Source organism: Thermanaerovibrio acidaminovorans DSM 6589, assembly GCF_000024905.1.
GTDB lineage: Bacteria > Synergistota > Synergistia > Synergistales > Synergistaceae > Thermanaerovibrio > Thermanaerovibrio acidaminovorans.
In genome coordinates, this window is the sequence record NC_013522.1 from 1,534,932 (window position 1) to 1,560,201 (window position 25,270).

The 25,270-nt window shown below is 60.6% G+C and carries 23 protein-coding genes and 1 riboswitch; of the genes, 9 read left to right on the forward strand and 14 right to left on the reverse strand.

Going from position 1 to position 25,270, the window contains the following annotated elements; all coding sequences use genetic code 11:
* Positions 1–9: 9 nt before the first annotated feature.
* The 8 genes from TACI_RS07585 (at position 10) to TACI_RS07620 (ending at position 7,526) form a co-directional block, all read left to right on the forward strand.
* Complete coding sequence (locus tag TACI_RS07585) at positions 10–1,686, forward strand: ABC transporter permease subunit (protein WP_164925214.1); 1,677 nt, start codon at positions 10–12, stop codon at positions 1,684–1,686.
* Complete coding sequence (locus tag TACI_RS07590; RefSeq protein ID WP_012870215.1) at positions 1,673–2,686, forward strand: ABC transporter ATP-binding protein; 1,014 nt, start codon at positions 1,673–1,675, stop codon at positions 2,684–2,686. The genes TACI_RS07585 and TACI_RS07590 overlap by 14 nt, the downstream gene beginning before the upstream one ends.
* A gap of 65 nt (positions 2,687–2,751) precedes the next feature.
* Positions 2,752–2,813, forward strand: a riboswitch (Fluoride riboswitch).
* A 75-nt stretch (positions 2,814–2,888) separates the two neighbouring features.
* Positions 2,889–3,242, forward strand: coding sequence for a hypothetical protein (locus TACI_RS07595; RefSeq protein WP_164925215.1), 354 nt, complete (start codon positions 2,889–2,891; stop codon positions 3,240–3,242).
* The gene (locus tag TACI_RS07600) at positions 3,239–4,066 is read left to right on the forward strand and encodes a MutS-related protein (RefSeq protein ID WP_164925216.1); all 828 of its coding nucleotides are present in this window, start codon (positions 3,239–3,241) and stop codon (positions 4,064–4,066) included. Before TACI_RS07595 ends, TACI_RS07600 begins: the two co-directional genes overlap by 4 nt.
* The gene (locus TACI_RS07605) at positions 4,063–4,317 is read left to right on the forward strand and encodes a hypothetical protein (RefSeq protein ID WP_164925217.1); all 255 of its coding nucleotides are present in this window, start codon (positions 4,063–4,065) and stop codon (positions 4,315–4,317) included. The genes TACI_RS07600 and TACI_RS07605 overlap by 4 nt, the downstream gene beginning before the upstream one ends.
* A complete protein-coding gene (locus TACI_RS07610) occupies positions 4,293–5,552 on the forward strand; it encodes a MutS-related protein (protein ID WP_164925218.1) in 1,260 nt (419 codons plus the stop codon). Before TACI_RS07605 ends, TACI_RS07610 begins: the two co-directional genes overlap by 25 nt.
* Before the next feature lie 163 nt (positions 5,553–5,715).
* On the forward strand, positions 5,716–6,747 hold the full coding sequence (locus TACI_RS07615; RefSeq protein WP_164925219.1) for a methyl-accepting chemotaxis protein: 1,032 nt from the start codon (positions 5,716–5,718) through the stop codon (positions 6,745–6,747).
* On the forward strand, positions 6,702–7,526 hold the full coding sequence (locus TACI_RS07620) for a methyl-accepting chemotaxis protein (protein WP_164925220.1): 825 nt from the start codon (positions 6,702–6,704) through the stop codon (positions 7,524–7,526). The genes TACI_RS07615 and TACI_RS07620 overlap by 46 nt, the downstream gene beginning before the upstream one ends.
* Before the next feature lie 54 nt (positions 7,527–7,580).
* On the opposite strand, the gene TACI_RS07625 is transcribed toward TACI_RS07620, so the two are convergent.
* The 3 genes from TACI_RS07625 to TACI_RS07635 all read right to left on the reverse strand — a co-directional run bounded on the left by TACI_RS07625 (position 7,581) and on the right by TACI_RS07635 (position 9,920).
* Positions 7,581–8,750 carry a permease gene (locus tag TACI_RS07625; RefSeq protein WP_012870216.1) on the reverse strand — a complete coding sequence of 390 codons (1,170 nt, stop codon included), beginning with the start codon at positions 8,748–8,750 and terminating at the stop codon, positions 7,581–7,583.
* Between the two features lie 120 nt (positions 8,751–8,870).
* Positions 8,871–9,209, reverse strand: a complete 339-nt coding sequence (locus TACI_RS07630) for an ArsR/SmtB family transcription factor (protein ID WP_242601095.1) — start codon at positions 9,207–9,209, stop codon at positions 8,871–8,873.
* Positions 9,210–9,443: 234 nt separating this feature from the next.
* Positions 9,444–9,920, reverse strand: a complete 477-nt coding sequence (locus TACI_RS07635; RefSeq protein ID WP_012870218.1) for an L-2-amino-thiazoline-4-carboxylic acid hydrolase — start codon at positions 9,918–9,920, stop codon at positions 9,444–9,446.
* A 185-nt stretch (positions 9,921–10,105) separates the two neighbouring features.
* On the opposite strand from TACI_RS07635, the gene TACI_RS07640 reads away from it, so the two are divergent.
* Positions 10,106–10,678, forward strand: coding sequence for a DUF4412 domain-containing protein (locus tag TACI_RS07640; RefSeq protein WP_012870219.1), 573 nt, complete (start codon positions 10,106–10,108; stop codon positions 10,676–10,678).
* A gap of 133 nt (positions 10,679–10,811) precedes the next feature.
* On the opposite strand, the gene TACI_RS07645 is transcribed toward TACI_RS07640, so the two are convergent.
* The 11 genes from TACI_RS07645 to TACI_RS07695 form a co-directional block, all read right to left on the reverse strand.
* Entirely contained in the window at positions 10,812–11,126 is a 315-nt protein-coding gene (locus TACI_RS07645) for a cupin domain-containing protein (protein ID WP_012870220.1), read from the reverse strand.
* A gap of 130 nt (positions 11,127–11,256) precedes the next feature.
* On the reverse strand, positions 11,257–11,418 hold the full coding sequence (locus TACI_RS07650) for a hypothetical protein (RefSeq protein WP_164925221.1): 162 nt from the start codon (positions 11,416–11,418) through the stop codon (positions 11,257–11,259).
* Positions 11,399–11,704: a DUF6079 family protein gene (locus TACI_RS07655; RefSeq protein WP_164925222.1), complete on the reverse strand. Its 306-nt coding sequence runs from the start codon at positions 11,702–11,704 to the stop codon at positions 11,399–11,401. Before TACI_RS07655 ends, TACI_RS07650 begins: the two co-directional genes overlap by 20 nt.
* A gap of 391 nt (positions 11,705–12,095) precedes the next feature.
* The gene (locus tag TACI_RS07660) at positions 12,096–12,806 is read right to left on the reverse strand and encodes a hypothetical protein (protein WP_207280507.1); all 711 of its coding nucleotides are present in this window, start codon (positions 12,804–12,806) and stop codon (positions 12,096–12,098) included.
* Complete coding sequence (locus TACI_RS07665; RefSeq protein ID WP_012870222.1) at positions 12,778–14,508, reverse strand: GmrSD restriction endonuclease domain-containing protein; 1,731 nt, start codon at positions 14,506–14,508, stop codon at positions 12,778–12,780. The genes TACI_RS07660 and TACI_RS07665 overlap by 29 nt, the downstream gene beginning before the upstream one ends.
* Positions 14,509–14,541: 33 nt before the next feature.
* The gene (locus TACI_RS07670; RefSeq protein ID WP_012870223.1) at positions 14,542–14,751 is read right to left on the reverse strand and encodes a DUF2188 domain-containing protein; all 210 of its coding nucleotides are present in this window, start codon (positions 14,749–14,751) and stop codon (positions 14,542–14,544) included.
* Between the two features lie 131 nt (positions 14,752–14,882).
* Positions 14,883–16,685, reverse strand: a complete 1,803-nt coding sequence (locus TACI_RS07675; RefSeq protein WP_012870224.1) for a DUF262 domain-containing protein — start codon at positions 16,683–16,685, stop codon at positions 14,883–14,885.
* Positions 16,686–16,891: 206 nt separating this feature from the next.
* A complete protein-coding gene (locus TACI_RS07680) occupies positions 16,892–17,644 on the reverse strand; it encodes a hypothetical protein (protein ID WP_012870226.1) in 753 nt (250 codons plus the stop codon).
* A complete protein-coding gene (gene pglZ, locus TACI_RS07685) occupies positions 17,641–19,647 on the reverse strand; it encodes a BREX-3 system phosphatase PglZ (RefSeq protein WP_012870227.1) in 2,007 nt (668 codons plus the stop codon). Before pglZ ends, TACI_RS07680 begins: the two co-directional genes overlap by 4 nt.
* Complete coding sequence (locus TACI_RS07690; RefSeq protein WP_012870228.1) at positions 19,640–22,549, reverse strand: DEAD/DEAH box helicase; 2,910 nt, start codon at positions 22,547–22,549, stop codon at positions 19,640–19,642. The genes pglZ and TACI_RS07690 overlap by 8 nt, the downstream gene beginning before the upstream one ends.
* Positions 22,550–22,596: 47 nt before the next feature.
* Positions 22,597–25,257, reverse strand: coding sequence for a TrlF family AAA-like ATPase (locus tag TACI_RS07695; RefSeq protein ID WP_207280508.1), 2,661 nt, complete (start codon positions 25,255–25,257; stop codon positions 22,597–22,599).
* Between the last annotated feature and the right edge of the window lie 13 nt (positions 25,258–25,270).

Genomic DNA, 25,270 nt, shown 5'->3' on the forward strand with positions numbered 1-25,270 from the left:
CCCTGGCTTGTGGGGGCCTCTCTGGCCCCCCTGATCGTCATGTACCTGGCTTTCATGGGGCTTCCCATCGCCTGGACGGTGATCCGGAGCTTCACTGGACCCCAGGGGACAGGGCTTGGCAACTACCTGGAGATGTTCCGGTCCCCGTTCCTGTTGCAGAGCTTCAGGAACTCCATCTGGGTCTCCGCCTGGTCCGCCGCAATCGGCACCGCCTTAGCCCTCCCGTCCGCCATGGCGATTCGGCGCAGCCCCAAGAGAGAGGCCTTCACCGTGTTCTGCAACACGGTGAACAACTTCTCCGGGGTTCCGCTGGCCTTCGCCTTCATCGTGATCATGGGAACCCAGGGGGCCATAACCATACTGCTCCGGAGGCACCTGGGGCTTGAGCTGGACATCTACTCCAGTACGGGGCTGATGATCCTCTACGTGTACTTCCAGGTGCCCCTGGGGATCCTGTCCATATACCCCGCACTGGACGTGCTGGGCAGGGACCTGCTGGAGGCCTCCAGGACCCTGGGGGCCTCAGACGGAAGGTTCTGGCTCAAGGTCGGCTTCCCCCTGCTTCTCCCAACGGTGAGCGGCACCGGGTGCCTTCTCTTCGCCAACGCCATGGGAGCCTACGCCACCGCCTACGCGCTCAACACCAACTCGAACCTGGTCCCCATAAGGATAAGCTCCCTGGTGGCGGGGGACGTGTTCCTGGACTTCGACCTGGCCTGTGCCATGAGCACTGCCCTGCTGGCCATCACCCTGTCGGTCACCTTCCTGGGGATGAGGGCCAGAGTCAGGTCCCAGGGGTCCAGCCCGGGAGGTAACCTACTGGACATTTCAAATCCCCGATGGAGCGCCCCGGTCCTCTTGGGCACCCTGGCCTTTCTGTTGCTCCCGGTGCTGAGCACGGTCCTTCACTCCCTTAGCTCCAGCTGGGGGGCCACGGTGCTCCCCGACGGGCTGAGCTTGAGGTGGTACCGGGAGCTGATAGGGGACCCCAGGTTCCGGTGGGCGGTCCTGCGCTCCGTAGGGGTATCCGCCCTATCGGTGGGGCTCGCCTCCGCAGTCCTGCTCCCCCCCATGGTGCTGAGCCGGTGCTTCTACCCCCGCCTCTACCGGGGCATCGAGAGGGCCTCCATCGTGCCCCTGGTGGTGCCCCCGGTGGTGACCTCCGTGGGGCTCCTGATCCTCTACTCACCCACCCCCATCGGTGGAACCATCTGGCTGCTAACCCCGGTATACTCGGTCATGTGCGTCCCCTTCGTGGCCCGGGGCATATCCTCCGCCCTGGAGGGCATGAACCTGAGGGAGATCATGGAGGCCGCCCTGTCGTTCGGCATGGGTCCCCTCAAGGCCCTGGTCCAGGTAGTGCTCCCCAACATCAAGGGGGGGCTGGCATCTGGGGCGCTGATGGGCTTCTCGGTCCTCATGGGGGAGTTCGTCCTTGGGAACCTGCTTGTGGGGACCAGGTTCGAGACCCTTCAGATATACCTGTTCAGCAAGCGGGGGGCGGGGGGACACCTGGCCAGCGCCATGGTGACCGTTCACTTCCTGGTGTGCGGCACCCTATCCGCCATGGCCTGGTGGAGTCTCAAGGGCTCCAGGTCAGGGATCCGAGACCGGGAGATCGAGTCGGCGGGATGCGGGGGCAAGGTGAGGCAGCTGATCAGGAGGTGGAGACATGCGGCATATTGAGATCCAGGGGCTGGAGAAGTCCTACGGGGACGTGCCCGTGCTGGAGGGCCTATCGCTGGAGGTGGACCAGGGGGAGCTGCTGGCGGTGCTGGGCCCTTCCGGATGCGGGAAGTCGACCCTTCTCAGGTGTCTGGCCGGCCTGGAGGCCCCATCGGGGGGAAGGATATTCATGGGGGGTAGGGACGTGACCCACCTGCCGCCCGGGGACAGGAACGTGGGAATGGTGTTCCAAAGCTACGCCCTCTTCCCCAACCTGGACGTGCTAGGCAACGTTACCTTCGGCCTGAGGGCCCGGGGCATCGGGGCCACCGAGGCCAGGCGGATGGGCATCCAGGTCCTGGATATGGTGGAGCTGAAGGGGCTGGAGGGGCGGATGATCTGGGAGATATCCGGGGGGCAAAGACAGCGGGTGGCCCTGGCCCGGGCCCTGGCCATAAGGCCCCAGGTGTTGCTCCTGGACGAACCCCTTTCCGCCCTGGACGCCAAGGTCAGGGAGCGGCTCCGGGAACACATACGTGGGATCCAGCGGGAGCTGTCGGTGACCACCATACTGGTGACCCACGACCAGGAGGAGGCCATGGAGATGGCGGATAGGATTGGGATAATGAACCGGGGCAGGATGCTCCAGGTGGGCACCCCGGAGGAGGTGTTCATGAACCCGGCGGACAGGTTCGTGGCCACCTTCATGGGCAGGGCCAACCTGATACCCGCTGAACTGGCCGGCCGGGTGTGGAACCTGGACGGCCAGTCGGACTGGATGATCCGCCCCCATCTGGTGGACATATGCTCCCCTCATGACCCGGGGGCAATTACCGGAACGGTGGAGGACGTGGTCCTATCCGGCGGCACCGTCAGGGTCAAGGTCAGAATCTACCAAGGGCTCGTCGTGAGCTCCGAGGCCCCCTACAGGCCCGGTGGCCTGCCCCATAGGGGACAGCCGGTGGGCATCCGAGCATCCATGGAGCACCTGGTGAGGCTCACCGGTCCGGTGAGCGCCTAGATGCAGGGCTCATCCCATGGCCACCTTGACCTACAGGGGATCCTGGGTTTAAATTAACTTTAAGACAAAGAGAGGGTGATGGGGCTCACCCGAAACTGCTTTTCAAGCTGATGGCCTCTGCGGACCTCCGCGGGGCCATTTTCCATTTGAGGAGGCTTGATCCATGGAGGGATAAAGCGTTCTCTTCCCCGACGGGGACCGGATGGATCCGGAGGCCTGTCCCCCTGGGACCGCAAGGGACCTCAACCTGGACCGGCTTATAGAGACCATCTGCGCCCAAAGGCGGGAGCAGCAGCTCCAGCCCTTCTTCGCCGCGCCCCCCAGGGACAGGGCCTCCGTCGTCTATCGGCAGGAGGTGATGAGGGACCTGGAGGACCCGGAGGTGCGGGACCGGGTGGACCGGTTTTGTCAGGCCATGGGGAACGTTCTGAGCTACCAGAGGCTGGCCCGGGAGTCCTCCTACAGGTACCACCGGGAGGGGTGGCACCTGGACGCCGCCATGACCTACGTGGAGGGGGGACGGAGCTGGCCCGTTTCCTTGGGACGTGGAACGTGAGGTTCAGGCGGCACCGGGGGCAGGAGGTGGAGATGAACCTCCGCCAGCGGGTCGGGATGGGACACGTGGAGGCCCGGATACTGGAGATGGTGGCCCGGCTCTTCCCGGAGCCGTTCCGGCGGCTGGTGGGGTTCTGCGAAGCCCACCGGGAGATCTTCCATCCCGCGGTGCTCAGGTTTCACCGGGAGGTTCAGTTCTACCTGGCCTACCTGGACTTCATCGCCCCCCTCAAGGCGAAGGGGCTCCACTTCTGCTACCCCTCGTTGTCCGGATCGAAGGAGGTCCTGGGGGAGGAGGCCTTCGACCTGGCCCTGGCCGATCGGTTGATCGAGTCCGGGGGTGAGGTGGTGACCAACTCCTTCCACACCTCCGGGGACGAGCGGATCCTGGTGGTCACCGGCCCCAACCAGGGGGGCAAGACCACCTTCGCCAGGACGTTCGGCCAGCTACATCACCTGGCCAGGCTTGGCTGCCCCGTCCCGGGCAGGAGGGCGGAGACCTTCCTTTTCGACCGGATCCTGACCCATTTCGAGAGGGCGGAGGATGTGAGCTCCCTGACCGGCAAGCTGGAGGAGGAGCTGCTGAGGGTGAGGGACATGCTTCGGGAGGGTGGGCGGGACAGCATATTCATCCTGAACGAGCCCTTCAGCTCCACCACCTGGGCGGACGGGCTCGAGATCGGCCGACGGGTGATGGAGGCCATAAGGGAGAAGGGGGCTTTGTGCGTCTGGGTCACCTTCCTGGACGAGCTGGCCCACGCCATGACCCTGGTCAGGAAGCACCGGCTCACCTGCCATGACGTGATCAGGAGGATAGGATCATGAGGGTTAACCTCCTGTACCCGGACCGGGAGCTGGTCCGGGGGACGCCCACGGGGTGGAACCCGGAGCTCCCACGGGACATAGGGTTGGACACGGTGCTCGACCACATGGCTCAGGGGGACAAGTTTGTCCGGCAGGCGGCCTTTGATGTCATATCCAGGCCCTCGATGGACGTGGAGACCATCCTGCACCGCCAGGGGGCCTCAGGGACTGTCTGGAGAACCTTGAGGTGGTGCGGCGGATCTACCGGATAACCCTGGAGTATCTGGAGAGGAAGGCCCAGCAGTGGCTGTGTCTGTCCCCCCGGCACGCCAGCCCCAGCTCGGTGCTGAGCGGATCCCAGCGGCTCCTGGAGGCCTCGCTGGACCTGCTGGAGGAGCTGAGGCGCCTGGCCCGGGAGGAGGCCCACCGCTTCCCCTCCGCCGCCTTCGGCGCTTTCTTCGACTCCATAGGGAGGGAGCTGGACGACGATTACATGGGGCAGCTGAGGCATCACGTGAAGGCCCTGGGGCTCCGGGAGGGGGTCACCATAAGCGCCAGGCTGGGGATGGGCAACGAGGGGACCGGTTACGCCCTCTGCGAGGAGGCACCCCGGGCAGGTGGGCTTCTCCAGCGGGCCCTCGGGACCCGGGCGGCGGGGTTCTCCTTCGATCCCCGGGACGAGGGGTCCTTCAATGCCCTGGGGGACATCAGGGACAGGGCAGTGCTCCGGGCCGCCAGGGTAGCTACCCAGGGGGCGGGGCACGTGGAGGGCTTCTTCACCCTGCTTCGGTTCGAGCTGGCCTTCTACCTGGGGTGCGCCAACCTCCACCGGGCCCTGACCGAGATGGGCCTGCCGGTCACCTTCCCGATCCCCGATCCCATGGGTAGCGGGGGCCTCTCCTGCCGGGACCTGTACCACGTGTCAATGGCCCTGGAGAACCGGGGCAGGGCGGTGGGGAACCGGGTCCGCTGGGCAGGATCGCCCCTGATGGTGATCACCGGGGTCAACCGGGGGGGCAAGACCACGTTCCTCAGGGGGTTAGGGCTGGCGCAGCTCATGATGCAGGCCGGCATGTTCGTGGGGGCCAGCCATATGGAGGCGGAGCTGGCCAGCGGCATCTTCTCCCACTTCAGACAGGAGGAGGACGCCTCCATGAGGAGCGGCAAGTTTGAGGAGGAGCTGACGAGGCTGGAGGCCGTGGTGGACGCCCTGCGGCCCGGGGGATTGCTTCTGCTCAACGAGTCCCTCTCGGCCACCAATGAGCGGGAGGGATCTGCGGTGGCCCAGGAGATCCTCAAGGGGCTTTTGGACCGGGGTATCCGGGTGGCCTACGTCACCCACCTGCACCAGCTGGTGGCGTCCCTGGAACGGCACATGGGGGACCGGGTGCTCTTTCTGTCCCCCGAGAGGCTCGAGGACGGCACCAGGACCTTCAGGCTAATGGAGGGGCCGCCCCGGGGCACCGGCTTTGGCGTGGACCTGTACCGGCGGATCATGGGATCCTGACGCCCCTAGACTTTAAAGATCCCACCGGCGATGGATCCCGCGAAACGGTGTTTAGTAACTATCGCAGGTGTCAGGAAATATAAATTATCGATTATTTTCAATTGACTTACATCCATTCCTAATAGTAGCATAATCTCCAGTTGCAACCTGGGGAGGGGTAGTCATGAAGGTTTCGATGCGCACCGGCATGATAGGCACCGCGGTCCTGCTGTTGGGGATCAGTTGCGGCATCCTGTTCTGGTTCTCCTTGAGCAGCCTCAGGTCCTCCACGGAGGAACTGTCCAAGCGGTCCTTCGAGGACAAGGTCTCGGGGGCCATCAACGTGATGGAGCAGCTGGTGTCCCGGGACTACGGGAGGCTACGGCTGGAGGACGGGAAGCTGGTGGACTCTACGGGCAGACCGGTGGAGGACAGGTACGAGCTGGTGGACAACCTGTCCAGCGCCATGGGAGTGGTGGCCACCATATTCAAGGCCCAGGACGACGACTTCGTCCGGGTGGCCACGTCGGTCAGGAAGGAGGACGGCTCCCGGGCGGTGGGGACCACCCTGGGCCGGGACAGCGCCGCCTACGAGCCGGTCCGGTCCGGCAGGACCTACATGGGGACCGCTAAGATCCTGGGCAAGGAGCACGTTACGGTCTACAAGCCCTACAAGGACGATCAGGGGCGGATCATAGGTATCCTCTTCGTGGGCACCCCGGTGGAGCAGGTCCAGATGATTGCCAGGAGCCAGAGCTCCAGGGCCTCCCGGGGGCTATCGATCATATTCCTGGCCTCTATCCTGGTTACCGTAGCGGGGTTCATCTTCCTCTCCCAGAGGCTCATCGTATGCCCCCTGCTGGGGCTGCGCCCGGTATTGGAGGCCATGGGGGACGGTAACTTCGCGGTCCGTTACGATTACCGGGGTCCCATCCTGGAGCTCGAGGCCCTTGGGGAAGCGGTGGAGGGCCTTCGGTCCAGGATAACGCCCCTCATAAAGGAGCTTCAGGAGGGTTGCGCCACAATCACCGCCGACGCGGAGGGGCTGGCGGAGGTGGCGGAGAACGTAAGCGCCCAGGGGGAGGATCTGGTGGCCCGGATCGGATCCGTGGACGCCATGGTCAAGGGGCCTCCACGTCCATCGAGGAGGTCACCCACGCGAGCCAGGAGGTGGCCCAGACCGCCCAGGGGGTGGCCATTGCCGCCCAGGAGCTGACCGAGAAGGCCAACCTGGTGAAGTCCGCCGCGGTGAACGGCCACGAGGCGGTGAAGGCCATAGTGGAGATGATATCCCAAAGCCGCCAGGGGGCCCGGAGGACCGAGGCGGCGGTCTCCCACCTGGCGGAGAACGCCAGCAACATAGGCGCCATAGTGGGGACCATAAACGCCATAGCGGAGCAGACGAACCTGCTGGCCCTTAACGCCGCCATCGAGGCCGCTCGGGCGGGGGAGGCGGGCAGGGGCTTCGCGGTGGTGGCCGAGGAGGTCCGGAAGCTGGCGGAGGAGAGCAAGGGGGCCACGGGGAAGATAAACGAGATCCTGAACGACATCCAAAAGGGGTCCGCCCAGGCGGTGGAGGAGACCCTCCAGAGCCTCCGTCAGGTGGAGAGGACCGTCGAGCAGTCCGGCCTGATAGAGGTCCAGTTCAACCACATACTGGAGCAGGTGAACGCCATAGGGGGCATGATCGAGTCCCTGGCGGCCCATGCGGAGGAGCTGGGCGCCTCGTCAGAGGAGATGAGCGGCGCCATGGACGCCGCGGCCCGCTCCATCGGGGAGGTCACCCAGCAGGTGGATCAGATGGTCCAGGCGGTGAGGCAGCAGGCGGAGGCCAACCAGCAGGTCACATCCTCCAGCGAGACCCTCTCAGCGGTGGCGGAGTCCTTGATGGAGCACGTGAGGCGCTTCCGGATCGGAGACGCCAGGGAAGCGCTGGAAACCTCCCCCAGCCGCGGGGTCATCCCCCTGGGACAGGAGGCCTACAACCCCGCTTAAGCCTTAAAGACCAGGGGGAGGGCCCAAGGCCCTCCCCCTCTCTAATCGCCGTCCCTACACTGCCAGGGCACCGAAGATCATCCCAACCACGGTGGAGAGGATGACCACCAACGACACGTAGACAACGGTCTTCTTCGTGCCCAGGACGCTCCGGATCACCAGCATGTTGGGCAACGACAGGGCGGGTCCCGCGAGAAGCAGGGCCAACGCGGGCCCCTTGCCCATCCCCGCCCCCATTAGCCCCTGTAGTATGGGCACCTCGGTGAGGGTGGCGAAGTACATGAAGGCCCCCACCAGGGATGCGAAGAAGTTGGCGAAGAGGGAGTTGCCCCCCACCAGTCCGGAGACCCACTGGTTGGGGATCAGAGCCTCATGGCCGGGACGGCCCAGGAGAAACCCGGCCACCAGGACCCCGGAGAAGAGGAGGGGTATCACCTGAAGGGCGTAGCCCCAGGTGGAGCTGTACCAATGGAACCTCTCATCGCCGGAGAACCAGAGGTGAGACGAGGCTATGGTCGAGGCTAGGGCCAGCCCCGCCACTATCCACTTGACCTGGTAGAGGGCGGCCCACAGGCCCACCGGAACCTTGGGGGACGCCAAGTTTGCAAAGACCAGGAATAGCACCATGCTGGCCATGAACCAGACCGTCTTCCAAAGGGGACGATCGGCTGGATCATGGGGGACCTGAGCGAAGCCCTGCTGTCTGGAGAGCTCCTCGTGGCGGAAGAAGAAGGCCATCAGGACCCCTATGATGACGCTGAAGCTCACCGCCCCCACCGCCCTGGCGAGCCCCATCTGGAAGCCGAGTATCCGGGCGGTCATAACTATGGCCAGCACGTTTATCGCCGGCCCGGAGTAGAGGAACGCCGAGGCAGGGCCAAGCCCGGCCCCCCGCTTGTAGATCCCAGCGAAAAGGGGAAGAACGGTGCAGGAGCATACCGCCAGGATGGTGCCCGACACGGCGGCCACAGTGTAAGCCACCCATCGCTTGGCTCCCGCCCCAAGGTACTTCATCACCGCTTGGCTGGATATGAACACGCTTATGGCCCCTGCGATGAAGAAGGCGGGCACCAGACACAACAAAACATGTTCCCTGGCGTACTCGTGCATCATGGCCAGGGCCTCCACCGCTGCGGCCTTAACTCTGGGACTGTCCACCGGCAGGAAGTAGAAACCCAGGAAGGCCAACGCCATGTAACCGAACTTCTTGATCTCCTCGTTCACCCATACCACCCTCTCGTCCTATACCTATACCATTAAAAAGCACCGTGACGCTTACGCCACCGTTTAAACCCCCCAAAACCCACCAGAATCCAACCCCAGCGGGTTTTACAACCTCAAGACCTACGCCTCGTCCTCCTTCACCCCGAAGGATCCGCACCGGCAGACCCCTCCGGCGGCCATCCGGTCGAGACAGGCGATGAAATCCCCTATGCAGGGTATCTTGAGCCGATAGTATATCTCCCTCCCCTCCCGGCAATCTTCCAGCACTCCGGCCTCCTTGAGTACCGAGAGGTGCTTGCTGACCGTGGTCCTATCCAGGGGGAACATTCCCGCCAGCTGACACACGCAAAGTCTCCCCTTCCCCAGGACCTCCACTATCCTCAACCTGACCGGGTGAGCCAGGGCCTTCAGCATCTCCACCCGGGAATCCACAGCTCCGTCGATCAAGTCCAACATCATCCCCCCGCGTCTCATGCAGCGACGATCACCGCCGCCGGAATATGTGAAGAAAATACCACGTATCCACCCGCCAGTCAATAACATCTCGCTGTGGGCGAGATGTCCCGGTGCAGGACAGGCTGGCCGCCGTTCCTATCGCTTTCGTGTCCCCGGAAGGCCCCCTTCGGCGAAAATTCGAGCACCAGTCCCAACCGGATGGGGCCTTTTAACCCCGTTCAAACCCTCCCAACCAACCTATCGATCCGACGTGTAGCGGAACGCACAGCACCCGTCCCCCCTGGCCAGGGTCTCATCCCTCCGGAGCCTCAGGTTCGGGTTGAACCCCTCGAGGAAGGCCCAGTCTCTATCGCAGGACAGCACCTCCGCGTAGTCCTCCAGCCCCAGCTCCCGGTACAGGACAAGGTAGTCGCAGCGGGTCACGTCGAACTCCAGGGTCCCAGGGGCGGACTCCAACACCTCCAGGTCCATGTGCCCCGATCCGGACCACATGGGCAACACGTGATCCCGGAAGGCCTTGAGGTCGTTCCGCCCCAGCCTCTCCGCCAGGGCCCGGCCATCCTCCCGGGATATGGAGTTAAGCGCCTGGGACAGGATCCGACGGGCCTCCTCCCGCCCAAGCCGCTCCTCCAACAGCCTTATGAGGGGCTTTAAGACCTGGGCCTCTATCCGGCGCCTGGTCAGGTGATCAACCGGAGCATCCTGGAACGTCAAACCGCCTCACCTCCCGCCCGCCAAGGGGCAACACTCTGGATTCCAGATCTACTAAAACGACACATCCACGGCCAACCGCCCGCCCCGGGGTCTTGTCCGCCGGGGTCCTGGGGCATACACTATCTTACATCGCCTATGTGCAACTTGGACAACCTAAAAACCAAAAACCATGGGAGGTGGGTGAGATGGGCAATCTCCGGGGGGCCCTTTGGGCCCTTCTGGCGGCGGCGATAGGTCTTGGGATCCTCACCGGATCCGCGGTGGCGGCGGAGTTCTCCGCCCGGATGGTGACCCGGGACCAGAGCGGGGAGGAGGCCTCCGGCAGGGTCTTCGTGAAGGGGCAACGGATCCGCCAGGAGATCACCCAAGAGGGGCAGACGCTGGTGACCATCATCCGTCTTGACCGCAAGGTCATGTGGCTGATCATGGATCAGGAGGGGGCCTACATGGAGATGCCCCTGGGGCGGCTCTCCGAGGACCCGTCACTGGTCAAGGGGGCGGATCCGAAGAGGGTTAGGCAACTGGGGACCGAGACGATCAACGGGATCAGGTGCGACAAGTTTCAGGTGACCGAGGAGGACGGGACGGTGGTGACCCAGTGGGTCTCCCAGGAGCTGGGCTGGCCCATAAAGGGGGAGGTGCGCTCCCGGGAGGGGACCTGGTCCCACGAGTACCGGGACGTCAGGAGGGGGGGCGTGCCGGACCACCTCTTCGAGGTCCCCAAGGGGCTCAAGCGGATGACCGTGCCGGGCATGTAGGATGCGGGGGACCCGGTGTCCCCCGCCCCTCATATCGCTTTGGGATATGCGGTGCGCACCGCATCCCAACCGCCGAAATGCCATGCCTCCAGCCCATCGATAGCGACGCGATTCACCAGCCAGTTGGAAGCTGTCAACTTTTAGGGGCAGGTGCCTTTACAATTATTAGTTCCAAGGTTTCTTCATTCAGGTTTTTAACATTCATTTTCGTTTGATATGGGATTTTTAGCAGTGTACCGGCTTCATATTCATGGATCTCCTGATCATTCAAACCTATAGAAAGTTTTCCGCGAACAACAGTAATATACACGTTTGAGTTGGAAAAGTGTTCCGGCAACCCCTCTGTTTTGTTAAACACCATGTGCAAATAGTGCAGGTTCTCATCAAAAATAACTTTCTCGACTGCCGTTTCATTACCTTTTGACAGTGCAAATACCTGTTCGACCATAAATAATCCCTCCTCATTTCATATTCTTAATTCCAAGTTGCGCTCCAGCGACTCGCGATCCCGGATGTCTGGACGGTAAGTGTACTTGAGCGCCATGAGCTTTTCAATCACTTGGCGCTCGATGCCCTTTTCACCCCTCAACTTCATGCCGCGGCCTCCCCGAAAGAACAAGGGCTGTCGAAGTAGCTTCCTGGACACCGGCGACGAGGCGGATCCGCAGGTCCTTGCAGACCTCCCCCATCTCGTGCAGGAATTCGAAGGAGCGCTCGTCGCTAACCTCCTCGTCCGCCAACGGGAAAGAGCACGACACCCATGGCTACCAGGCCCCACCACAGGCGACCGATGAGGATACCGCGCAGAGACATGGTGACCATGCCGGTACCGGTCCGAACCGCATTGAAGCGCCCGCATATCTTGCCCGCAACACCGGCCACGCTCTGGCCCTTCTGCTTTGCGAAACCGGCGTTTCCGGCCAGGGCACAGATCACGGGCATGAGGTGCGATTCATTTTGAACCAGGATCGCTATCGCCGACTCCCCTCGCTCGTCCACTTCTTCCCCGGTGAACTTCCCAGCCACGGACGGCGGTGCCGACCGCAACCGGCGCAAGATCGCCCCTGCAAATGTGCGGGGACACAACCCCCGTGGACACGCCGGAAACGACGAGCCCCCAAGGGGTAATCCCCTTGGGGGCTCGCGCCAAATAGCAACCGCCGGATCCGGCGAATTAAATCTGGCTCCCCAGGGGCAACCCTCTTCATAACCGTTCTCGTTCTCCGGCTGTTAACCGAAAACCTTCAATATCAACGGGTTGTCAAAGAGCAGGCTGTTCCCGGCGGACCGGAAGCGGCGTCAATGTCGATTTCCCAATTACTCTACACGACGCGAATGTCGCAAGTCGAGTCGTAATCTTGTCGCAAGTTGTGTCGCAAACCTGTCGCAAAGATCAACCTCCTTTCCAAAGGACCGTTCAAAGTTCCCATACAACCTCGCAGGCCAGGTATTCGCTCAGGACCATTCGTACAATCACCCCGCCTGTTTCGGATACTGAATATCGGTAACGCCCCGGTTGAACCACGACCCACCCACCTGAGAGCGGGAGTCGGTCCGGAGATTTCCCGAACGCCCTCAGGAACGCCCGGCTGCCGATTTCCGGCCACAAGTCGATCTCGTCATCGCCGGCGACCTGCTCGAACGCCGATCTTTGGTCATCGCTCAATATCCGTAGGGGCGCAAAACCGACTATGCTCGGTTTCTCCAGTTTCGGGTACAACTCATATGCGGCGTGCCCTCTTGCGAGTTTCAGGATCACGTTCCGAACCCGACCGGCCTCCGGTTCCCATATCAAGTTGTCCGCATCATCCTTTTTCCAAGCCCCCTCTATCCTCAATTGCAACGCCGGATTGCCTTCCAGAATGCGCTTGACGTTGGGACGATGAAGATCAGAGGCCTCTGCTCCGCCGTGGATGACACAATCCAAGAAGCAAGCCAGATATTGCTCGTCCAGCGAGAACGAAGAGTTGCACTTTTTGCAGGCACCGACGACCGGCAACTCAGGCGGATAGGGTTCATCCAACAGGACCTTCGAAGGAATGTGGTCGCGCGTATCCGGATGGGTGCCGCAATAAACGCACATGCCGGTGTGGCGTTCATCAATGAATAGATGGCGCAGGTCCATCATTGCCCGTTTGTGCAATCCGATTATCCTGAGTCTTCTGCGCAAGAAGATACGAGAATTTATTTCTAATCAACTTCTTGCGCTCTTCAATGAAGTCTTCGAAGCGGTCGATCTTCCAGAGGTCCTTATCCTTCGGTATCAGGTGCATGTCGAGGTAGCTTTCCGGCTTGTCGGCGAACCAGACTTCGGGCAGGGTGTCGGATTTGCCGCCGGCTCCGTTCTCCGCCTGGGTCAACAACATGCAGTTGGCCAACTGGTCGCGCGAATCCTGTTTGTATTTCACGATGCTGAGCCGACCCGTTTCCGGACTGACGGCTTTGATCTTTCTCAGGGCGCTCTGCGGAAAGATGTGGTCGACTTGCGGAATGTTGTTGTCGTAAGCAGGCGTGTAATTGAACTCACGGTACCACAGATTGAAAAGCAGATGGATCGAATCGGAACCGTAACCCATCTGCCAGAAGCGATCCTCGGTAAGTTCGAGACTTCGTCCTTTCGAACGGATGGCGTCGAACAGATGATTGAGATCGAAGCCGTTCCGCTCCCTGATCTTTCCGACGCAGTCGTCGATGAGTTGGTCCGGGGTTCCGCTGAATGCGCCGCTGATTAGAGCACGCAGCAGGTAACTGTCTATCCCCTGCGCGGCCTTCCAGTTATCTGGAAAATGATAGCGGGAATAGACCAACGGAATCAGGACAAGATAGGACGGCAAGGCTTTGTCACATCGGATGAAGGTTTTCCCGCGGACGAAGTCCAGAACGTCTTTCAGCGCTTTCGTGATGTCCTGCCACCTGGTTTCGATTTCCTCCCGCACGCCCGGTTTGCGGAACTTCGAGACCTCATAGCGTGCGCCTTGGTTCAACAGCGTAAGGCATGATTTCAAAACGAAATCACGAGTGAATGCGAAGCCGTGGCGGTTGAGGTCCGACAGGAGGTCCTCCATCTGTTCGTCGGCGCGGTCCCAGCTTGAGCTCAGCAAGGAAAAAAGCAGATCGGATTTGCCCAACCGGGTGCCGCCGGAATTAGCCCGTATAAAGACCTCCACAACGTCGTCTTCGGTGTAGAGTTCGGCGTTTTCGGTGCTGTCGAGCTCCTGGTATGAAATCCCGTCGTCGGAATGAAAAGTCTTGAATACGATGCCGACGTGGCGGCTGATTTTGCGACGTTCATCAGGGGAGAGTCCGCGGCCCGCTTTGGCGATCAGGTCCTCCGCGGCGGTAAGCGGATCGGCGGTATTGAAGACCAGGTCTTTGAATCTGATCCACGGAAAGCTGGCTTTGCCTGCGTCGAGAAAGGCAAACCTGAACTTGACGTCGTCCGGAGCGGACACCTCTCCGCTTAAAATGTCGAGGAAAAGCTCCCGCCCTTCGTAGCTGCCGCACAGACCGATGAACAGGCTTTGAAGTCTCTGCTGACCGTCCAGAACCAGACATTTCTTCTTGCCGTTTTCGGGGACGTAAAAATCGCTCAACCGGAGCTTGCTGCGGTAGTTGTCGATGAACTTTCTGTGGCGGACCTCAGCCTTGGTCTTCCATATCAGCAGAGTGCTGATGGGGTATTCCCTCAGAATCGAGTCGAAGAGACGGCAGATCTGGTCCTCGCTCCAGACGAACGGCCGCTGGATATTGGGCAGCCAGAAACCGCCGTCCTCGTCAGGATTGTTTAAGAAGCTGACGATCTTCCGCAGGGAATGTTTCGGTGTCTTCATTACTCAGCGCCACCTCCATCACATTGCACATTCTTATCCCTTGGGCGGATATGGGTCCTTTCCGTAGGTGTGCTCGGTCTGAATCGTCATCTCCTTCTTGTGGATCACCACCTGCCCGAGCTCCTGGTTTTTCGCAAGTTCCTTGGCTCGATCCACAGCCTCCGCCTTCGTATCGTGGCTGCTGGATGCTCTTGACGCATTTTCCTCTTTCACGTTCCAGCCGCCGTCGGTCCGAAGGGTCACATGGTAAGTCTTATTGTTTCACCTCCATTCATGCCGTTCCCTCAAGGCGCATCCTGTTTCCCCCGCAGGCGGTGCCATTTTGATCGATCCGGTGCATTCGGATGCTATTGGTAAGATTGATATCGGGAACGCTATTCGGCACTTGGCAGCTCCGACCCATCAGTATTCACGTCCTTGACTGCGGAGACCACATCCACGTTGATTCCGTAATGCTCTCCAAGTTTTTTTAGGACCGTCTGGTGATTTGCCTTCAGTTCTGTGGGAGTCCATTTTTCACTTTGCAAGACACGAAGGGAATTCGGGCAGGTGTCTATGTTTTTCTCAAAGTACCTTTTGCGTTTTTTCGAGTAATCCAGCCGCCCTAGCGACGAGTTTTTCCTTCGGGTGATGAGTACAAGGTTGCCGAGCTTGTCCGTCAACTCGTTTCGCTCTTCTTCTGAAAAATCTTTGACCCACTGGCTGTCTTCTGTTGGGTTTTGCGGCAGAACATGCTCGACGGACAAAGTCTCGAAATGCATCCTGTGGTCGTGGTTCTGGTAGAGGTAGTCAAGTTTCAGCAGCAGATATCGGGCAAATCGCCGGCCATATACTGCTCCGTCCAACATTCGGACAAGCGATCCTTCATCAATGTCGAAAACGTTGGTGGAAAAAAGGTCGTCCACAGTGTGGGCGTCATCAATTGCCTGGATGATCTTGTTCATTGCAGCGATACGGTCCGTGGGAGTGTACTGGCAAATCCAGTCGGCCGAGAACTTGTTATCGAGGCGTTTCAAAAACTCCAGAATGCGGTCGTATTTAAACTTGTCGAAATACCTGAGCAAAGGCGGAACCCAGTCCGTCGCAGGCAGCCCCGTGAGCATGACCTTTATAAGGTTGTCGAACGCGAAACTGCCGCCGGTTTCGTCGGAGTTTTGACCGCCCAGCAAGGTCCGATAGTGCCCTAGGTATCGCTCGATCAGCTCAAATGTCTCGCGCCCTTTCTTGAGGAGCACGGGTTTCTTCTGACCTGTCGCCTTGTCCCGTTCCTTGGGATTGTAGATCTTGTCCTCGAATTCCTGAAGGAGACTCAGCCGGCTCTTGTCCTTTACCAGGATGGTACGCACGTGATTGAGGAATCGATCAAAGTCATCCCCAAGCTCGCTTTCGGCTTCCTCCCACATCTTGGCATACTTGACCTTCTCTTCCTGTTTCTCCAATGCCCCGAGATTCATGGACTTGAGAATGTCGCTGTTGCGAAGTGGGATGCCCCGATCGTTAAGAATCATGAACAACCGGAAGGCATCTTCAAGGTCTTCAGTCGAGATGTAGATGAGAAGCACCTTGTTAAGGAGAAACTGGAGCAGATCTTCGGGCTTCGTGTTCGGATTCTCGCGGAAGAACCTGCGGATCTCGAGGATGGCCGCAGCCATGTTGCGTACGGATAAGTCGGCACTTTTGGAGACCATCTGGTTGAGGTCCTTCTCGCGATCCGTACCGCTATCGGCCTTCACGAACTCATCGATAAACTTTTGCACCTCATCACGGATGGTGAAAACTAAGCGGGTTCGCTCGGGAATGTTCTTGTACTTGCTGGCTTTCTGATAGATGCACTTCTGGCAGTCATCCTTGGCATCGGGGTCCTCAGCAAGATCGCGCAGCACAGCAAAGAGCATGAGCAGTGTGGCCAGGCGCTGTTGGCCGTCGAGCAGATCGTTTTCGTCAAACTCCTGTCCGCTATCCGGTGCCGCAGGTTTGGATTGAAACACGAACGACCCCAGGAAATACTCGAAATCGGGCTTTTCCGTCATGGCAAATGTTAGGTCATCAAGAAGGGCGGAAATCTCTTCCCGGCCCCACACGTAAGGGCGCTGGTATTCTGGGACGCGGAACCACATCCCAGAAAAGATGTCCTTAACCAGTATCTTCTCGCTCTTTATCTCTCCTCGCGACGGCATGTTTACTCCTCCTGGTTTCCTCGTTCGTATTCAAGAGTACCCTGCCAGTACATTCTACCAGCATTGTCGTACCACCAGTTCGTTTAGCAAGCATATCAAAATTTCATAGAAACGAATCTGATCGTAGAGCCGATTCTCTGAGAGCGTCATGATCCGCCCGGGGCCCTTGGCGTCCAGGCACTTGGGATGGATTGGCCACAGTCGCATCATCTGCTCCGGAGCATGATCAAGTCCTGGTCAAGGCCGTGTCGCAGCACATCGAGCCGCCCGGAGACCGCGACCAGATGAGCCGCGGAAACAGGGCTCAGGCGGAACGGGAACAGGCTCGTGGAATCGAGGACCGTTCTCAAAGCCACCGAAGCGTTGGGATGAGCGTGCAAGAAGGCCTCGGCCAACCAGGCGATAACCTCCACCTGAGCTATGGCGAGTGAAAGCCCAGCGGTATAGATGCCTTTTTCCGATGTTTCCTTCAGGACCTCCCAATCGACGAAGCTCCGCAGCACCCGTCGTGCCGCTCTGGATACCGTGCCGCGTTCCCCATATTGCTCCCGCACGCGGCGCTGTACCTGGCTGGCTGCGGCCGTTCCCTGGAGCCTGAGCAGTCGCCCCACATGGGCCGCTACGGCCCCCCAGAACGGATAAACCGCCATGGCCATGCCCCAGTGGACCGCGATATGGTCCTCACGCGGCAGGTGTGAGAGAAGCTTGAGGCCTTCCCGCTGAAGGGGATGGAGGTCGCGCGGGGGGCGGACCCAGATCTTCATCAGGATGGTGATCACCTTCTCCCGATTGCCGCGTTTGGCATTCCCGCCGACAGACAGCTTGTCTTCGAGAAGCTCTTGGAGGGCGTTGTAGATGGACGCCTCGTCGTTTCCGGCAAGCACCAGGTTGGCCGTTCTCTCCAGCCATTCAAGACGGACCCGCTGGCTGAAACCGATCTGGGTCAGGCGACTGTTCATCGGTCCCTCCTATCGATCTGGACAAGAGGGACGAGCAGTTCCTCGACACTAATGCCACCATGACCGACGAGGGTTTCAGCCGCCCGCACGAAAGCAGCCCGGTTCGGAGCGATGAGGGCGAGGTAGTCCTCTGGGAGGCCCACCGAGGGCCACTCCAGGGACTCCGGGAATCGCTCCTTGATTTGAGCCCTGAGCCTGGGATCGGAGTAGACACGCACGCGCTCGCCGCGCAGGTCCGCGACCGCCCCTTCGGCAGGCCGTCCCACGCCTTTCGCCTCGATGTTGCCGTGGTCCGAGGCAAGGTAGACCTGGAAACCGCGGTCATGAAGCAGGCCGAGAAGGTCCCGCATGAATCCCTGTCTGGCCCATTGTCGAACCTGGTTGTGCATGCCCGCCGCACCCAGCTCCATGCCGTGCATGATCCGGTCGACCTTGTCGATGACCAGTCCGACGACACGTAGCCTGGGCCGGCTCAGTAGCTCGGAGACCTCGTCCAGGTCCCCGTCGCCTAGCCCCTTGGCGTAAGCCACCTCATGCTGCGTCAGCCCCTGATCGACCCAGAACTGCGTCCAAAGGCCCGGCTCCTTGTCTGTGGTATGGATACTCGCCGGGAAGTAGATCGGTGGCTTGCCGGCAAAGGCGGCCTGCCGGGAAACAGAGGTGATGGTGGGAATCCAGGCGAAAACGGCGTTCTCACGGAACCGCAGCTTTGAATCCAGCTCTCCGAGCACATCGCGCAAGGCGATCCATTGGTCCAGGGCGAGGCCGTCCACCAGCAGAAAAGCGATCTTCGTGCGCCGGTCGTCTCCGAGGCTTCGGGCGAGGAACCGCGGGATGTGATGCAGCATCACCGGCGGCGCGGGCGGAAGGTTGATCAGGCTCGCGTAGCGCTTCACCACCCAATCGGTGAGCGCAGAATCGATCCGGGATCTCAATGCCTCCAGGCGCTCCCGGTATTCTTCCGGCAGGGTGGTGTCTGGCTCCAGCTCCAAGGCGACGAGCTCCGCCCAACGGTAGGCGAAATGGAGCCACTCCCCATGACGCGCCTCCACCGTGGGGATCGTCTTCTCGATTGCTACCAGCAGCCCCTCCATGCGGCGGCGACGGTTCTCCACGGGGGAGACTTTGATGCCGTAAGCCACCCAGGTCTTGGCGAGCGCTTGCGATTGCTCGTGAGGAACCGGCTGGAGCAAGCCCTCGAGGAAAAGGTTGTCGATGTAAATGCGGACATCGTGGTGGTCGAAAGGCAAGAGCGTCGGTCCTGGGAACTCGAAGCCGTAGTCCGCCGCGTCCTCGTGGACGGCATCGTCCTTCGGCTTTGCGAGCGAATCCAGGAACACCGGCCAGCGCTCCTGCAGGAACGCAAAGAATGCTTGCGCGTCGGGAATGATGACTTCCAGAGGCCAATCCTCGAACAGGCCGTTTTGACGAAGCACCTGGATAAAGCGCTCATCGAGGATGGCCGGGATTCTCATGCCCCGGTAATGGCGGCGCAGCAAGACCCGGAGCAGGTCCGATGGCTGCTTGATGAGTTCCGGCGCGATCTCGAACACATGACGAAGGACGAACTCCTTCGTAGCGTTGTCGCCGAGCTGCCCCGGCGCGTGCTTCGCCTGCGCATCGAACAAGGCGTCGAGATCAGCCCGGTCGAGCGCTGCGACCACGGGGTAGCTGAGATTCGGGAAGAGATCGCCCAGGTTGAATGAGAGCTTGCGGCCAGCCTGCAGCAGGTCGTAGGGCAAGGCATCGAGATCGCTCGAAGGCGATCTCAGCACCACCACCAGATCGGTTTTCTCGCCACGGTCCCAGCGGGAGCGAAACTTGGATTCGTAGGCATAGCGAAAGGCGACATGATCCTCGAACGGGATCAGCTCAAAGCCCCGTTCCCGGATCCCTTCGAGGACACCTTCTTCAAGGAGCAGGCCATCCGGATCCGCGACCAGGGTAAGCCGGGCCACCTGGGGTGTGAACTCACTCAGGATTTGGTCACGCCAACTACCCATGGACGCCTCCCTCCACGCGGACTAAAGCCAAGGGCGCCATTTCCGGCAAGATCTGGGCCCTGCGCTCGAGTTGTTCCCTGAAGCGTTCTTCCTCCTGTTCCAAGAGACTCAGGCGATGGTTACGGACCTGTGGCAGTCCGATGCGCTCGATGGCTCTGCGTCGCGCAGCGAAGGCGTACTCGCCCTTCTCACGCTCCCGAGCAAGACGCTCCCGGTGAGCCTGCACCAGCTCGTCGTAGATCGTCTTCCCCTGTCGTTCCGCCGCCCCCCGGAGTTGATCGAAGGCTTGATGAGAGGTCTCGATGTCCAAATGCCAGAGGATCGTGGGCGGAGTGGTCAGCAGTTGATCCCAGATGTGCCGGGCGGTCGGCGCAAACACCCGACCGTCGTCGGCCAGGAACAAAGGCATGATGCGCCTTCGGCGGGTCTCAGGTCCCGGGTCCAGAGTCACGAGTCCATCGGGACGGCTCGCGACCCGCGACTCGTGACTCGTGACCGAAATCTGCCAGAGCGACCAGAAACCCATGATCTCTGGGGCAAGGCCAGGAAGCGTGATGACCGGGACCGGTTGTCCCGGGGTAAAGGGAGGTAGGCGCATGGCCAGCCCACGCACCTTGGGATCTTCCAGCGTCAAGTGGCGGCTCAAAGGCTTCTCTTCAGCCTCCTTGCTGGTGAAGACGACATTGGTCAGTCGCTCGCCGTTGGGCCAGGTGAGATCCCAGGCGCCGTTCTTCCTCTCAGCCTTGCCGCCGTGAGCCTGCAGGTAGCTTACCGTCATGCGCTCCACCCAATGCGGGAGCGGGTGGGCCAGCAGCCGCTGGGCTTCGCCGGGCTCCAGGTCCTCGGTCGCGCCGAGCACGGATGCGGTCGTGCGCGCCTCGCGGGCCTGCTCCTGCAGGCGGGCAACCACGCTCTCTACGGATTCCTCCACCTTTTCGGGATTGAGGATCGCCTCGACATACATCTCGTCGAACATGCGGCCCGCCTGGGCAGAGTCGAGCACGTCACCGGTCTTGTCGATGCCGAACTCTTCGAAGATGACCGCCAATTTCTCCTCCAGGACCTCGCGGACACGGTGCTCGACCGAGTCCTCGAACACGAAGTTGATGGCGCGCACCGTATGGGTCTGGCCGATGCGGTCCACCCGGCCGATGCGTTGTTCCAGGCGCATCGGGTTCCAGGGGATGTCGTAGTTGATGACCACATGGCAGAACTGGAGGTTGAGCCCCTCACCGCCGGCATCCGTCGAGATGAGGATGCGGACATCCTTGGCAAAAGCGTCCTGGACCCGCTTGCGCTCCTCCAGGTCCATGGAGCCGTTGAGGCACACCACTGTGATGCCGCGCTCGGTCAGGAATCGCATAAGCATCTCCTGGGTCGGCACGAACTCGGTGAACACCAGCACCTTGAGATCCGGGTCGCCTTCCTCGGCCTGGAGGCGGTAGATCCAGTCCAGGAGCGCTTCGGCCTTGGCGTCCGGGCCCTGGCTTTCGCAGCGCTTGGCCGCCTCCAGGAGCAGCTTCACCTCGGCCCGTTCATTCTTCAGGGCCTTGAGACGTGTTTTGAGCAGGGTGTCCATCTGCTCCTGGCCGTCCAGGTCGGCCCAGTCCTCCTCGGAGACCATGGGGAAGAGTGTGAGCTGTTCTTGGGGCGCCTCGAGCGCTTCGAGGCGCCGCTCCAGGGTTGTGCGGATGGCGCGGGTGCTGGAGACCACCAGGCGCTGCATCAGGATCATGAGGAATCCGATGTAGCTGCGCTTCTCAGCGATGGCCTGGTTGTAGCCTTCTCGCACGTATTCGGTGACCGCCTCGTAGAGCAGCCGTTGATCCCAGTGGCGCTCCTTCCAGGAGACCGGCGCCAGCTCCGTGCGCCGGGGGTTGAAAAGCGGCTTGCCCTCCGCGTCGATGGCGCGGCGCTTCTCCGTGCGGATGACGTAGGGCTGTACCCGCTCCTTTGTCACGCTGCTCACGTCGGGGAAGGCCTTGGCATCGACCAGGGAGATCAGCCGGTGGAAGGCGTCGGTCTTGCCCTGGTGCGGTGTGGCGGAGAGCAGGAGCAGGTAGGGCGCGGCCTCGGCCAGCCCCTGGCCGAGCTTGTAGCGGGCCACCTGGTCCGTGCTCCCACCCAGGCGATGGGCCTCGTCCACGATGACCAGGTCCCAGCCGGCGGAGATCAGGTCCTCGAAGCGCTCCCGGTTGTACTCGGCCACCTGTTCCCTGGACCAGCCGCGCCGCTTGTCCAGAGGCTTGACCGAATCCATCGGCACGACAACTTGGGGAAAGAGGGTCCACGAGTTGCGGGTCACGGGTTGCGAGTCTTCTTGACCCGAGACTCGGGACTCAGGACTCGCGACCGCCGAAATGCGGCTGAGCGTTTTGATGTCGTCCGGCAAGACAAGCTGGAAATGCTCATTGAAGTGGGCCCGCATTTCGGCCACCCATTGGGTCACCAGGCCCTTGGGAGCGATGACCAGTGTCCGTCTCACCAAGCCCCGGAGCTTGAGCTCCCGCATGATGAGACCCGCCTCGATGGTCTTGCCGAGGCCCACCTCGTCCGCCAGGAGATAGCGCACGCGGTCATTGGAAATGGCCCTGGAGAGAGCCCGAATCTGATGCGGCAACGGGATGACGGACGATTCGATGGGCGCAAGCAGGACGTCCTGGGTCAGCGCATCGGCGACTCTCGCCGCGGCGGCGAGATAAGCGATCCCGTCCACGGTGGCGACTCCTGCTTCATGCGGAGGCCGGAGGCGCGTGGCGGGCAACTGCACGACAGCATCCTTGCCCGGCAGCCAGACACGGCAGACGGTCTCGCCCCAGAGCGTCTGGGTCTCGATGACCCGACAGAGCTCCCCGTGCTCGGGGCTGTAGTACCAGTTGTTGTTTTCCACCGACAGGGTCATCGTTGTTCAACTTCTCCCATCAACGAAAGGCTCTCGATGTCCGCCTTTCAAAAGCCATATTTCCTTCTCCGCATCTCGAAAGCATCCTTTCCTCCTTCAAGGACCTCTTCAACAAGCTCCCGCACCAGCAGGGTATCGATGGAACCCATATGCTCGCTGGGCAGCTTGGCCTTTCCTTGACCTGCCTCGCCAGAGGCGGTTAGACCTACGATCAACTCGGCATCTCCAAGCACGGGGATGTTCGCGTTGTGAGTGGCGAATATGAATTGGCGACGCCGCTTTTCTTCTTTCAACCTGGGAACGACGCCATTGGTAATGAACCGGTTGTCAAGATCGTCCTCAGGCTGGTCGACTACCAGCGGCGCATTGGCTTCCAGCAGCAAAAGCAGCAGTACCGCCGTAGCCTTCTGGCCGGTCGACAACTTTTCGAGAGTTTGCCATTGGGCGTCCTCGCCTTCCGGGGCCACATTCAGTTCAACTGTCGTTGTTGAAGGGAGGTCCAGCTCCTCAATCTTCATAACCAAGTCTGGATCGACTTGCGCAAGCCGCTCAGCTTGCGACGGGGAAAGGCCATACTTCTTACATAGGGCATTCTTGCCCTCTTGGATTGTGTTGGCCAGATCAACGAGTGATAGGTCCTTACGCTGACTCAGCACGTCCAGTGCCTCGGAAAGGCGGCCCCTCACTTCATCGCGAAGCAGCTGGCACAACGGTTCTCGATTGCCGGCAAAGGTAACCGTCACCTTGACGCGGTTCCTTAATTTGCGATTAACCTTCTTGGCTGCGCGTTCCAGTTCTCGGAATTCTTCCGTCTTTACGTCCTCCCATTGCGCGAGCAGGTTTCGGCGCTGACGTAGGTATTCGTTCGCGTTCCGGGCCAGCTCAGCTTGCCGCTCTCGAAGTGGGCGAAGTTCCTCAATTTGCCGACGCAGTTGAATGAACTCCTCGCCGTCAATCTTCGACTTCTGCAACTCCCGGAGGATCTTCTCGTACTGTGCCTTGACGGCCTTCTCTCGTTCCTCCCATTTGCGCTTAACCGATTCGAGTCCCTCCTCGGCGTCCCGAATGGCATTTGCTACCTGAGCCCTGATAGTATTTAGGGCCTCGTTGAAGCGCTCGAGAATCTGCTCCGCTTCAACCAATACTTCCTTGCCCGGCAACTTCTTCAAGGCTTCAGCTGACAGGAAGCTGCGATCTACGGGGAGATGGCGGTCTATCTGATCAAGTAAGTTGCGGAATGGTTCAAGACGTTCAAAAGCAGTTTCAAGAACCTTTTCCTCTTGCACCAGCAGGGTTTGTTCCTTCAGGCGCTCCTCCACTCCTGCTTCCTTGAAGCGCCGAAGGGTCTCCTCGAGAGCCGGAAGGGTCGCAAGGCGATCCTCGATTTCCTTCTGTTCCTTCCACACCTCGATAATCCTGGCCCGTATGCGCTCGAGCTTTCCCTTCAAGTCGTTCTTGCGCTGTGCCAGGGTTGCGTCACGGTCGATGAATCGTTCCAACAGGCGCGTGAGCTTTTCACGGCTCTTCGTCAGCTCGGAAATCTCATGCTGACCATATACCTCAACCTGTGGAATGATGTTGGTGGGCGATACCTCCAGGACATTACCCGATTCATCGCGCACTATCGGCGGATTTAGGATCGTCCTCTCGATCAGATAGTCCCGTTTTGCGGGCCGATGAGCGCGCACCAGGAGAGAAATCTTGGTGCCATTACGCAGAACATGGCGGACAATGCCTTCGTGTGCCTTGCGGGCGTCCTCTCCAAGAGGCTCGAGGCCCAACACGTAACGGAGGCTTTCGATGACGGTAGATTTGCCGGTTCCTCGGCCACCGATCAGAACATTGAGATTCTCGTTGAAATGAATCGCGGCGCCGTCGAGAAAGCCACCCTGCCACGTTAGTGCCAGGAATTCTTCGTGCTCCTCCGGGACTGGGTCACTGGCCAACCTGATCCGTGAGGAAGGATCGAGAAAGGCCTGCCGTAACCCTTCGACGGAGACCGCGGACATCTTTATCCAGCAGGACGCGCCAGGTTTCTCGAAGTCCTCTGGGCTTGATACGTCTTGGGCGTTGATAACGGCGACCGGTCGATCCCGGCGGTAGTCCGCGTTCTTGTTCTCCAGAATCTGGCGGATGCCATTCGGAGCATCGGTAACAGGCCCGGGAAGTGCACACGCGAGAAGGTCTGGCCAAGTCCATGCGTTTATGGCTGGCTGACCAGTGAGCCTGTTGAGCAGCCCACCATCCGATGCAACGTGGGCTGCTACACAAACCGCTCCCCATGAATGGGTAGCTGTCTTGAGAAACTCTATGACATCATATTTCCCTGTGGGCGACGCGGCTTCATCCCGATGGATTCCGCAGTCGCCGAGTATGCGTTCCAGCTCTCGAGTGGTCCTGCCTGGTTCAAACAAGCACAGAATGTGAACGCCATCTTTGGTAACGGCCTCGAAGCCGGGAAATACATGAATACCAGCGTCACGCGCTGCCTTGGCTAAGCCGTCGGCTGTGTGAACCCGGTAGTGGTCCGTGATAGCAATAACCTCAATACCGTGATCGAGACACGCTTGCACGATGGCGGTATTGTATGATGCCTCATCCTCAAATGCCGTTTCCTTGTTATGGCGCTTGACGTAGTCGAATGGATTAACCTGAAGTGCGCAGCGGTAGAACCGAGCGCCGTTGGGCAGCTTCAGCGCCTCCGTCATAGGGCCTGTATCG